The 12,156-nt window shown below is 44.3% G+C and carries 11 protein-coding genes; 2 read left to right on the forward strand and 9 right to left on the reverse strand.

What is annotated here, in order from left to right; all coding sequences use genetic code 11:
• The first annotated feature begins 270 nt into the window (after nucleotides 1-270).
• Nucleotides 271-1,227 carry a MoxR family ATPase gene (locus F6J99_RS11965; protein ID WP_293113109.1) on the forward strand — a complete coding sequence of 319 codons (957 nt, stop codon included), beginning with the start codon at nucleotides 271-273 and terminating at the stop codon, nucleotides 1,225-1,227.
• A 99-nt stretch (nucleotides 1,228-1,326) separates the two neighbouring features.
• Here F6J99_RS11965 and F6J99_RS11970 read toward each other — a convergent pair whose 3' ends face one another.
• Nucleotides 1,327-1,704 (reverse strand): hypothetical protein, encoded by a 378-nt coding sequence (locus F6J99_RS11970; RefSeq protein WP_070392012.1) that lies wholly within the window; start codon nucleotides 1,702-1,704, stop codon nucleotides 1,327-1,329.
• Nucleotides 1,705-2,090: 386 nt separating this feature from the next.
• Between F6J99_RS11970 and F6J99_RS11975 the strand changes: the two genes are divergently transcribed.
• Nucleotides 2,091-2,702, forward strand: a complete 612-nt coding sequence (locus tag F6J99_RS11975) for a M23 family metallopeptidase (protein ID WP_070392013.1) — start codon at nucleotides 2,091-2,093, stop codon at nucleotides 2,700-2,702.
• Nucleotides 2,703-2,791: 89 nt separating this feature from the next.
• On the opposite strand, the gene ftsH is transcribed toward F6J99_RS11975, so the two are convergent.
• From ftsH to F6J99_RS12015, 8 genes are all read right to left on the reverse strand, one after another.
• Nucleotides 2,792-4,774 (reverse strand): ATP-dependent zinc metalloprotease FtsH, encoded by a 1,983-nt coding sequence (ftsH, locus tag F6J99_RS11980; RefSeq protein WP_143727596.1) that lies wholly within the window; start codon nucleotides 4,772-4,774, stop codon nucleotides 2,792-2,794.
• A 322-nt stretch (nucleotides 4,775-5,096) separates the two neighbouring features.
• Nucleotides 5,097-5,627, reverse strand: coding sequence for a transcriptional regulator NrdR (gene nrdR, locus F6J99_RS11985; RefSeq protein WP_070392014.1), 531 nt, complete (start codon nucleotides 5,625-5,627; stop codon nucleotides 5,097-5,099).
• Between the two features lie 219 nt (nucleotides 5,628-5,846).
• The gene (locus F6J99_RS11990; protein ID WP_008180851.1) at nucleotides 5,847-5,942 is read right to left on the reverse strand and encodes a photosystem II reaction center protein T; all 96 of its coding nucleotides are present in this window, start codon (nucleotides 5,940-5,942) and stop codon (nucleotides 5,847-5,849) included.
• 137 nt (nucleotides 5,943-6,079) lie between these two features.
• Nucleotides 6,080-7,612, reverse strand: a complete 1,533-nt coding sequence (gene psbB / locus F6J99_RS11995; protein WP_293113110.1) for a photosystem II chlorophyll-binding protein CP47 — start codon at nucleotides 7,610-7,612, stop codon at nucleotides 6,080-6,082.
• 840 nt (nucleotides 7,613-8,452) lie between these two features.
• Nucleotides 8,453-8,773, reverse strand: coding sequence for a hypothetical protein (locus F6J99_RS12000; RefSeq protein WP_070392016.1), 321 nt, complete (start codon nucleotides 8,771-8,773; stop codon nucleotides 8,453-8,455).
• A 666-nt stretch (nucleotides 8,774-9,439) separates the two neighbouring features.
• Complete coding sequence (locus F6J99_RS12005) at nucleotides 9,440-10,111, reverse strand: HAD-IA family hydrolase (RefSeq protein ID WP_293113111.1); 672 nt, start codon at nucleotides 10,109-10,111, stop codon at nucleotides 9,440-9,442.
• A 74-nt stretch (nucleotides 10,112-10,185) separates the two neighbouring features.
• Nucleotides 10,186-11,139, reverse strand: coding sequence for a tRNA epoxyqueuosine(34) reductase QueG (queG, locus tag F6J99_RS12010; RefSeq protein ID WP_293113112.1), 954 nt, complete (start codon nucleotides 11,137-11,139; stop codon nucleotides 10,186-10,188).
• A 64-nt stretch (nucleotides 11,140-11,203) separates the two neighbouring features.
• Complete coding sequence (locus tag F6J99_RS12015; RefSeq protein ID WP_293060155.1) at nucleotides 11,204-11,947, reverse strand: Stp1/IreP family PP2C-type Ser/Thr phosphatase; 744 nt, start codon at nucleotides 11,945-11,947, stop codon at nucleotides 11,204-11,206.
• Between the last annotated feature and the right edge of the window lie 209 nt (nucleotides 11,948-12,156).

Raw genomic sequence — 12,156 nt, forward strand, 5'->3', positions numbered from 1 at the left:
GCTGATAGCTGAATGCTTACAATAATCCGGCCATGGTCAGTAGTGAGCCAGTTTTAAACTAACAACTTACCTAGTGCTATTGTAAGCATTCAGCCGTTGGCCTTTGGCCAAGGCTGATAGCTGAATGCTTACGTGCTATTTACCTGATTAAGCGACAAGTATAATACTGTAATCCTTAGGCGATCGCAAACATATTATTGATCAAGTTATTTCTCTTTATTACTGTTATCTTATTTTTAGAATTATTTTAGTGAATTCGTATAAGGTGCTATGGATGACTTAGGGATAAGAAAGTACACAGGTGACGGTAAGTGTCGCTACAAACCGCTTCCTGGTGCATGGCAAGAGCCAGAACCTTACATTGCTTCTAAAGCTTTGGCAAATGCAGTTAATACTGCTCTCTACCTGCGTCGTCCTTTATTATTAGAAGGTGACCCAGGCTGCGGGAAAACGCGATTAGCTTATGCGGTTGCCTATGAACTGGGTTATCCCCTCTACAGCTGCTACATCCGCTCTACCAGTCGAGCCCAGGATTTACTTTATGATTATGATGCCATAGGTCGGTTGTATGACATTCAGGAACGTCAAACCGCAGGTAATCCCAGCCAACCTTTGTACCGCAGAAATTATGTTACCCTAGGAGAGTTGGGCGAGGCAATTAAGCAATCACAAAATGACATTCCTTCGGTGGTTCTCATTGATGAAATTGATAAAGCAGATCGGGATTTTCCTAATGATTTGCTCTTAGAAATGGAGCGATTGCAATTCCAAGTTAAAGAAGTAATAAACGTTCGTTTTGATGCTTTAAAAGGGAAAACAAAAGAAGAACGAAGAGATTTTTTACCGTTAATTATTATTACCAGTAATAGGGAAAAAGAATTGCCAAAACCATTCCTACGTCGTTGTTTATTTTACTACCTTAAATTTCCAGAAAATGCTACCCTAAAACAGATTATCCAGAGTCATTTTAAAACTGATATTACCCGCGTATCCGAAGCAGCTATCCAAAAATTTGGAGAACTGCGGGGATTGAGAAGTTGGCAAAAAATACCAGGTACTAGTGAATTTTTAGATTGGTTGAGAATTTTGGAACGGGATCAACAAGGGAATCAAAGTACTGCTGAAGCATTAGCGGATACTCCAACCGCGAATCTGCCTCATCTAGAAACTCTAGTCAAAACTCAACAGGATCATGAGGCCCTGAGCAGGACCAGGATACCAGATTAGTTAGTCTATTGAAAAGCTTCGTTCCGACCCTTTTCCCGCTATCATCCCGACCCCCACCTTTTCAGGTAGAGCGCGGGGCTTCTCGCGGCCTGGCTAAATTCAATTCCCAGACTGACGCCCTAATTCATAAACACCACAACTCATGCAAGCAATAATCCCGATACTGATTGCCCAACTGTGTCCCAGGCTAATTTCCACGAGGTAGTTACAAACTGCACCAATGACTAAAAAAGGCACAATGCTGACAACTGACGCATAGAAAGCGTTTTGAGATTCTCTGACCTTGCGGGTTCGTTCAAATTCCTGAGCCGAGATGTAAAAGAATCCCTCAGCAAAGTTAAACCAGCGGTTCAATTGCTCCATAATCCATTGCCTGAAGGACGAGAGGCTTAAATATAGCGCTAGAGACCACAAAGATGCTCCTGCGATCGCTGTAGTATCCACCTCAAATCGGAAGGGCAAAAATTCAGTCAGCATTGGTTCACGGATAGGGTAGGCTGGGGCAAATTAATCACTAAGTTAACCAACATTTAACTTCTCTATTTGAGTTAATCGCTTTAGTGTTAACGGTTAACGCTAGACAAGCGCACAGTAGACACGGGCAGAACGGTTAGTCAAAGGTCAACCCTTAACAAAAAATTCAATCCTTGTCTTGATGCAATAGCGAGTGGGGGAAACCCCCTGTTCCCTTGCTGCATCGCTAAATTGTGCAAGTTAAATGTGTATTAGCTTATTGAGGTATCTTAACAAAACTCAAGATTTTGATAAATACCTCAAAAACCCCAAACACCCTGCTGATGGCAGGTGATCTCGAGGGATATAAATGGAAAGACCCCTAACTAGCTAAAGCCAGACTAGAACTAATGCGCAGTGGTTATTTATCAAGGCTTCTAATTTTCGCTGGACTGAGTTTAACGAGTTTAATCGGTTTAAGTACCCTTTCGAGTTTGCCCAGCCAGCCAGTAACTGCATCAGAACCTCCCTCAAGCTTGGTAGCCGGAGTAAGAAGTTTTGCCAAAGGGGGTTCCTTTCCCGTAGAAAACTTCCGGGGCTACACCTCTGGCTTCGGTTACCGACCCTCTCCTAGAGGTTCTGGATGGGAATTCCACCGAGGTTTAGACATAGCTGCCCCTGAAGGAAGCTATATCCGTAACTGGTGGAGTGGTAAAGTAATTAAAATTTCTGATGGTACTGCTTGCGGCACCTCAATAACTATTCAATCGGGCAAGTGGCAGCACATCTACTGTCACATGAAAGGATACGCAGTTAAAAATGGAGGTACTCGCTATTTAATTGACAACTCCGGTGGGATTCAGATCAAGGAAGGCCAACTGTTGCCTTCTGGAGCTAGAATCGGTCGAGTAGGGATGACTGGTCGTACCACCGGTCCTCATCTGCACTGGGGATTGAAGTATGGCAAGCAATACGTTGACCCAGCCCAGGTGCTGCGGGCAATGTATAAAACACGAGTTTGATTGGCAAAAATGTTAATGGTTAATGGCCATTAACCATTAACCATTAACATGTTTCAAACATGCATGCCGCGTGATCGTTTAACTAGAAACTACGAAACTACCAATTGTTCCTTGTCCATCTGGGTTTGTTCTTCTACAATTTTGCGTAACTGGTCTCCTTCGATAGTTTCTTGATCTATCAACAGGTCTACTAATCGGTCAATTATTACCCGATTTTCCCGGACTAACTGACGAGCATGGCCATGGCAATGCTGCACAATTGTGCGAACTTGGGCATCAATGTGGGCAGCAATTTTCTCTGAGTACTCAGCCCTATTAATCACATTACCCCCTAGAAAGACTTCTCCCCCTGGATCTTCTAAGGACAGAGGACCCAAATCACTCATTCCAAAGCGGGTTACCATCTGCCGTGCTCGCGAGGTCACTTGTCGCAAGTCCCCAACAGCACCAGTAGTCACTTCAGCCTCACCAAAAATTTCTTCTTCTGCCGCTCTACCCCCTAAAGCAGCAGTAATTTGGGCTTTTAGTTGAGCCCGAGTAATCAAACCTTGCTCTTCATCAGGAATATACCAGGTCAAACCACGGGCTTGCCCTCGGGGAATTAGGGTTACTTTCTGTACCGGGTCGTGATCCGGTAAGAGAGTGGAAATTACAGCATGTCCTACTTCATGGTAGGCAATTAATCGCTTATTCTTGCTGTCCACTAGAGGAGTGCCTTCCATCCCAGCTACCACCCGGTCAATAGCATCATTGATCTCGAGCATAGTGATGGCATCTTTGCGGCGGCGGGCAGTCAGGATTGCCGCTTCGTTGAGTAGGTTGGCTAAGTCAGCACCAGTAAACCCAGGGGTACGCTTAGCAACAGTTTCTAGACAAACCTCAGGGTCAATCTTTTTGTTGCGAGCGTGGACTTCCAGAATGTTATTCCTGCCTTTGTAGTCAGGGTAATCCACAATAACTTGTCTGTCAAAGCGTCCAGGACGTAATAGTGCAGCATCCAGGACATCTGGGCGATTAGTGGCAGCAATAATAATAATACCTGTGTTGCCTTCAAACCCATCCATTTCCGTCAGCAATTGGTTAAGGGTTTGCTCCCGTTCATCGTTTCCACCGCCAATCCCTGCTCCCCGTTGCCGTCCTACTGCATCAATTTCATCAATGAAGACCAAGCAAGGGGCATTTTCTTTGGCTTTTCTGAACAAGTCACGGACACGGGAGGCACCAACACCCACAAACATTTCCACGAATTCGGAACCAGAGATGCTAAAGAAGGGAACTCCTGCTTCACCAGCGATCGCTTTGGCTAAGAGAGTTTTACCAGTTCCTGGAGGACCGACTAGCAGCACACCTTTCGGGATGCGTGCTCCAACAGCAGTAAAGCGTTCTGGTTGTTTGAGGAATGTGACGACTTCTTGCAATTCCTCCTTAGCTTCTTGAATACCTGCTACATCATCAAACAGAACCCCGGTTTTGGCTTCCATCTGAAACCGTGCTCGGGATTTGCCAAAGTTTAAGGCTTGACCAGAATTACTCGCAGAGCGTCGCAGGATCATCATCAAGCCTGCTAGTAACAACAGAAGCAAAAATAAGTTGGCAATTAGACCTAAAGCGGCTGAGTTATCCGCAGAGCGCTTAATTTCAGTGGGAACATTCTGTTGACGGAGTTCCTTGAGTAGCAAGGAGTTTTGATCGAACAAAGCAACTCGTTGAGGAGGTTCATTCTCCTTGGCCTCCTTTAGGCTAACTTTAGCAATCTTAGTAGCTTCATCAATTTCTATTTTAGCGACTTCCCGATTTTTAACTTTCTCTAATAGCTCACTATAGGTTAGAGATTTCTCTTGTTTAAGCTGTGCTTGGGCTGGGGTACCCAGTATCACCCCTTGCCAAAGGAGCAAACTGGCAGCAATACGCCAGAATTTGACTAACTTGCGGTTTTCCTGAGGTTGCTGTAATCTAACCTCAGGATTTGCCAGCGGCTGTGGAGAGGTGTTTACCTCTGCATTAGCCATCCATGCTCTCATCCAGAAACGTTTCTTCATGGCTGTTTGCTCTTTGGTCTTGCCTTGACTCAACTCCTGGGTAAACCTAGTTAGGCTTCAATAGAATTCACGCCCTTGAGTTGAAAATTCTTTCACTTTCTAGTCTAGCTCCCTAAAATCCGGCTTTAGCTGTAAGAAACTCATCTTAAGTCCGGTAGCATCGGTAACCTGCTCTTGCCTAGATCGGGTTTCCAAACCTCACGCTGGTTTGTTTCTTAATCCTTCTTCCTGTAGAGACCTTGCGTGGAACATCTCTACAAATGGTAACCATACAACTCGACACGAGACCACTAGTTGACCTTGTACGTTTGAGAGTCAACCATCAACCGTCAACCATGAACAAACATCTGATCAATTACACCGAAGTGGATGTCTTTATTTCTTCTACCTGATCTGAGGGGGTTGGCGGAACCTGGGGGATTTCCATTGGTACATCTTCCTGTTGGAGATCCTCTAGGGTAGTGACAAAATCTCTAATCCCTTGAAATTTGCCATAGACCGAAGCAAAGCGTACATAAGCCACTTCACTCTCCGAACGTAGGTAGCGCAAGACTAACTCGCCAATTTCGTGACTGATGACTTCCCGACCAAATCGCTGTTGCAATTCTGCTTCAATCTCATCAACCAATGCTTCCAGGCGTTTTTGGAGAATACCGGTTTTTTCACAAGCACGTATAATTCCCCGTAACAACTTGGAACGGTCAAATGATTCCCGCTTGCCATCCCGCTTGATCACAGTTATTGGCACAAATTCGATCCGCTCATATGTCGTGAAGCGATGTTTGCATCCCAAACACTCCCGACGTCGCCTCACACTTTTCCCTGCCTCAGTAGAACGAGACTCAAGAACGCGGCTCTCGGTGTGGTGACAAGAGGGGCATCGCATAAGATAATTTTGTTTTCTTGCTGAGTGGACTGATTGGCGGCAGATAGTTAGAACGCCCTAAGAGTCGATACTTTCAAAATAACAAATATAACAATTATATGGAAGATGAGCCGATATCTACCTGTCCACTTACCTATATCCTATAGGATCATTCACAGGCTATTGCGGCTCAGAGCATCCACAGAACTGTTGAATTTCGATCTGAGAAATCGAGGTAAACTACTTACCGATCTTAGGCGGTTCCCGAAAAGCAATGGCAAAAAATAGGGTGCCTAGGGCTAAGGTCAAGATTAAGATATAAGCAACTGATTCCATAGCTATAATTCCTGATTATCTCCTCACTTATCAGTCTACCTTGCATGGACCACAGAAATAGCAAAAAGGCAAAAGAAAAATTTATTTTCTTCTGCCTTTTGCTTTTGACTCAAACTGTGATAGGAGATAGTTAACCTCTAGATAGGCTCTGTCCTACGGGTACTCTTATCACCAAGCTTCTGGAAGAAGCCCCACTCGACTTGCTCTTCCTCTAGGTCAGGATCGACACCAGCAAACACATCCCGATAGAGGGTGCGTGAGCCGTGCCAGATGTGCCCAAAGAAGAACAACAGTGCAAAGACAGCATGACCAAAGGTGAACCAACCCCGAGTACTAGTGCGGAATACACCATCAGAGTTTAGGGTTTCGCGGTCAAATTCAAAGCCCTCACCCAGCTGAGCAGTACGAGCGTATTGCTTCACATCGAAGGGGTCAGTAAAGGTTTGACCATCAAGAACTCCACCGTAGAAGCTAGCAGTGACACCAGCTTGCTCGAAACTATACCTAGATTCAGCCCGTCGGAAAGGTATGTCCGCACGAACTACACCATTAGCATCGGTCAAAATGATCGGGAAGGTTTCAAAGAAGTTCGGCATCCGACGAACGGTCAGCTCCCGACCTTCACTGTCTGTGAACACCGCATGACCTAGCCAACCTTCAGCAATGCCATCCCCTTTGTCCATCGGACCTGTACGGAACAAACCACCTTTGGCAGGGGAGTTGCCTATATAGTCATAGAATGCCAGCTTCTCTGGAATCGATGACCAAGCTTCTGACAAGCTAGCACCATCAGCCAATTCAGCTTGTACCCGTTGGTTAATTTCCTGTTGGAAATACCCCTGATCCCACTGATAACGGGTTGGACCAAACAGTTCAATTGGGGTGGCAGCACTGCCGTACCACATGGTGCCTGCTACTACAAAGGCAGCAAAAAACACAGCCGCGATACTGCTGGAGAGTACCGTTTCGATATTCCCCATCCGTAGAGCTTTAAACAAGCGTTCTGGTGGTCGTACTGTTAAGTGGAATAAACCAGCAATAACCCCAACAACACCAGCAGCGATATGGTGAGCGACAATACCTCCAGGGTTATAGGGGTTAAAGCCTGCTGGTCCCCATTCTGGTGCGATCGCTTGAACACTACCAGTGAGACCATAAGCATCAGATACCCACATCCCAGGACCCCAAAGCCCAGTCAAGTGAAAGGCACCAAAGCCAAAGCAGAGTAAACCAGATAAGAACAGGTGAATACCAAAAATTTTTGGCAAATCGAGAGCTGGTTCGCCACTGCGTGGGTCTCTGAACACATCTAAATCCCAGTAAACCCAGTGCCATACGGCAGCCAGGAACAATAAACCAGAAAGGATAATATGAGTTGCAGCGACACCTTCAAAAGACCATAAGCCTGCATTGGTTACAGTTTCACCAGTGATGCTCCAGCCCCCCCAGGAATCAGTAACCCCTAGACGAGCCATAAAGGGCATGACGAACATCCCCTGACGCCACATCGGGTTAAGAATCGGGTCACTCGGATCAAAAATTGCCAATTCGTACAGGGCCATTGAACCAGCCCAGCCTGCCACCAGGGCTGTATGCATCAAGTGCACAGCTAGCAGACGTCCTGGATCATTCAGGACGACCGTGTGTACTCGGTACCAGGGTAGTCCCATTGACTACGCTCCTCCTAATATAGAGTTTTTACTTCGACGCTTCTTTTGATCAGTATGTTAGAAATCGCCTTGAACTTCCCCCCGCTTGAAACACAGGGGATCCTAAGAGTAACGTTGTTCGAGGGGTTAAAAACCTCATCTGACAACGCTTACGGTATGATTTCTTTAATTTGACACTGTTTGGAGAGCTTTCAAGCTCTCCGACCGACCTTGGTTAGGTATGAACCTAACTGTATCGCTACTTTGGTAGCCCCCCTAGATATCGCCATTGGCAACTTAGGTAGGACAAAGTATGTATGAAACTAAAGTTTGTTTAAAGAAGTGTAACTATTGTTAGAGCCGATTGCAAGCGAACGCTCGTGTTCTCAGCTTAGGGTCGGAAGCGCTTAACCAGCTATATTGGGCAAATTTCCCTTGTATTTGCCTAAATTAGAGCAATATAGCTTCTAAAACCTAAAAATTGTCAAATTCATTCCGGTAGCCTCTTTACTGATTAGCAATAGTCGGACACAAATCAACATGAAAAATGTATATGGAAAAAGGCACAAGGATAGAACTTATGCCCAGTTGAGTTTAAACGATATTACCTAAAGCACTTAAGAGGGGAGGGGGCAGAGGGTAAAGAGTCCAGAGGTGGTAAAAGCTGGGGCTCAAAGGGCTATTGATATGCAACTCGGTATTAGGGTCCAATCCTATGGGTAGGGTTTTTTGATTAACTGCTAACCCGAGCTATAGCTTTGATCACAAATCGCAATCAAAAGTATTGTTTCCTCATATTCCCTATCCTCACCTTCTTCTCCCTCTTCTTCCTTGTCCCCTGGTGCCTTTTCCCTATAACAGTTAACCTTTGCCCGCTACCATGATTTCAGTATGTGTCATCGCTAAGCGCTCAAGAACTTGCTCAGCAGTGATCAAGCGTTTTAGGACAACTTGACCAATAGTTTTTGCTGACTCAGGTGAGGTGTTAGGCATGGGTTTGACTTCAAGCATAACCACAAGGTCTTCAACCTGATAGAGCCACAATTTTTCTCCTTGCTCTAGGATAGAAAGGTTCATTTGCTTAATTTCTGGCAGCCGTCGCCAAGCGTTTTCGTTCCAAAGACCTCCAAACTCCCAAACGCGCCCGACTATCCAGCCTTCCGATAAAAAGAAATATTTCACGTTGCTCTTCGCTAATCCTGCTCTATATTCCTATTTTCCACTCAAATTGAGTTTTTCAGCTTAAATTGACGATTTAATTCAACTTTTATCCAACAACGGCAATTGGTTAATTTCAGGACTTACGCACCAAAGCTTGTTGGTTAAGACTGGGTGTCAGGTGTAGTGGAGATTTGTAGAATTTGACAAAATGATCAGTATATGATAAACAGCAGTAAGCATTGTTACTTGACCATAGTTTTTTTAGCTATAGCAGTCGCCAGGGCAGTTAGGACATGACAAAAGTCTCAAACCTAAGTAAGCGCAAGAGTTTGACTTCTGACTTCTGATTTCTGACTTCTGACTTCTGCTATATAGCTGGTTACGGTATCAATTGATGGGTAAAATAATCGATAATTCAGATAAAAAAAGGATAATACAAGCCAATCCAATTCTTAGATAACCTGGCTTTATACAACCTATTGGATTGGCTATATGTAGACTTCAACCTTGATCTGACAAGCATTTAGTCCTCTTGAGAGGACTGGATTTACTCGCCCTGGGATTTTCATCCCTGGCGGACTATTGGTAGTAGTACAAAATGTGATTTAAAATGGGCTGATATCAAATTGTCATTGGTCAAATTATCATTGGGAAATTAACAAGTAATAAGGAACAATTAACTAATTCCTAATAACAAACTACTTTTGATTTAACTTTTGATTGATCTAAATTAGATACTAGTTCAGATAGCTCCTGGGGTTCGTCGATCAAAAAATCGGGTTGATATTGAGCTAGAACTTCTTTATAATTAAATCCCCAACTGACAGCAACTACTTTAAGATTATTTTGTTTAGCTGCCTCAATATCCCTAGTTTCATCTCCGACATAGATCACATCAGCAGGATTTAAATTATGTTTTTTGAGGAATTTACGAATAACTTTTTCTTTTCCAAATATGGGACTCCCTGAGTCAACAAAATCAAAAAGCTTTACCCAAGAATTATTTTCCAAGAAAAGGTTAACGTTATCTGCAGAGTTAGATGTCAATATCCCTAATTGGTAACCTTCAGATTTAAAATCATTTAAAACGTCTATTAGTCCAGGAATAGGAGTTAAACTTTGAATATCTTCGCGTAATAGTTTTTGGACTTTTTTCAACAAAAACGGGATTCTAAACCTCGAAATACCCGATTGCTTAATAATTTCCCTAGAGCTTAAATGTCTAACTTGCTCCAATTTTTCAGCTGATGTGGGCTGATATCCAAATTCTCCCGCTAAGCTATTACTAATCTTGACAATGGCAGTAAGGGTATCAGCCAGAGTCCCATCAAAATCAAAAAGAATTACTTTTACACTCATTGAGCAATTAACAATTAACAATTCGCAATTCGCAATTCGCAATTCGCCACCCAAATAATCAATGACTAGTCAGACTAGTCAACCGATTTTTGACATGCATCAATATTAGCTTGGGCATTGCGCCGTAGCATATTTGGCTTAATACGCCGCAGCGCCGAAGCTGGAAACCGTCGATTCCACTCCTGATCAGATATAGTAGCTAATTCCGTGAGTCGAGGAGCCACATTCTCAGGGTAGGGCTGAAACTCTACCACATCAGTTTCTTTAGCAAAACGTTGGTTCCAGGGGCAAACATCTTGACAGATGTCACAACCAGCAACCCAGCCTTCTAAATGGGGTTTAATCGATTCCGGCAAGTTTGCAGCCCGATTCTCAATGGTATGATAGGCGATGCAGCGGTTGGCATCAACGACAAACGGTTTGGTAATAGCACCCGTTGGACAGGCTTGAATACAGCGGGTACAGCTACCACAGTGTGAAGTGTGAGGGGTATCTGGGGTCAAGGCTAGGTTAGTCAACACTTCCCCTAAAAATACCCAACTGCCATACTCCCGCGTAATTACATTACCATTTTTAGCAATCCAACCAATACCTGAGCGCTGCGCCCAGACTTTATCTTGTACTGGCCCTGTATCAGCATAGTAACGCACCTGGATTTCTTCTGCTTGTGCTTGTAACCAAAAGGTCAATTCCTTCAATTTTTTATGCATGACCTTATGGTAATCTCTCCCCCAACCGTAACGGGAGATTTTGCCATACTCAGGGCTTTCGGGACGCTGGTGAGGGGTGTAGTAGTTGAGAGCAACAGAAATTACTGACTCCACCTCTGGCATACAGGCACGAATATCCAAGCGTCGAGGATTTGCCATCCAAGCCATGTCTGCTTGATACCCTAACCCTAGCCAAGCCTTCAAGTTTTGCTCTGCTGAGTCATGATGATCAACATCCACAGCTGCAATGCCTACCTTATGAAAGCCCAGGGAGTGAGCTTTCTGTTTTACCTCAGTGCTAGTAACTGGTATATCCAAGCTGTATTTACAACGTAACTCTACCTGTAAGGTGTGTTAATCACGCACGTTCACCCAACACCTTTCATCCAAGACCTTTCATCCTTTCCCCAATCTCTACTATAACCACAGTAATGTTATCCCTACCGCCTTGGTCTTTAGCGGCTTCAACAAGCATAACCAGAGCCTGATCAATACTTGAACTCTCTTGGAGAGAGGAAGCAATCAATTCATCGGAAAGTTCTTCGGTGAGTCCATCGCTACAAAGCAAAAGGCGATCGCATAATTTAACCTCTATCCTATGGACATTGACTTTAGGTAAGTCCTTTCTGCCTAGACATTGAGACAGAACATGACGCCAGGGATGCATGCGAGCCTGTTTAGCTGTCAGTTCTCCCAACTTAACTGCTCTGGCTACCCAGGTGTGGTCTTCTGTAATCTTCTCTAACTTAGAATTTCGGAACCGATAGAGGCGAGAATCTCCTACATGAGAAAACCAACACTGGTTTTGACGGAACATCACCACTACGGCAGTGGTTCCCATATCTGACCGTTCTGGATGAGTTTGCTGATCGTTGAGGATAGCCTGATTGGCCTGATAGATCGCTTGTTCTAGTAACTCATCAGAAGGAGTTTGAGAGTTCCAATCTTTATTCAAATAAGTCTTAATCGCCTCAGTGGCGATTTTACTTGCCTCTTGTCCACCGGCATGACCACCCATACCGTCGGCAACAATAAAGAAGCGACCGTCCGGGTCTATGTAGTAGTCATCTTGGTTAACTGTACGTAGTAAGCCCGGATCTGTAATACCGGCGAAGCAACTTTTCATCACATCGGTTGTTTACTGGCTTGATGCTTTCTGCTCGTCTGTGAGCTTCAGTTTGATTTTGATGGATAGAAACATGATTATTATCGACCTGATTCAGTTGAATTAAGGAAATGTCCAAAGATGTCCGGATAAATGCCGAAATATCCAACGATTTAGCCTCCTAGTACTTGCTACTACAGTGGATAGATCGTGGGATAAGGAGTTATTAC

Source organism: Moorena sp. SIO4G3 (assembly GCF_010692305.1).
Classification (GTDB): Bacteria; Cyanobacteriota; Cyanobacteriia; order Cyanobacteriales; family Coleofasciculaceae; genus Moorena; species Moorena producens_A.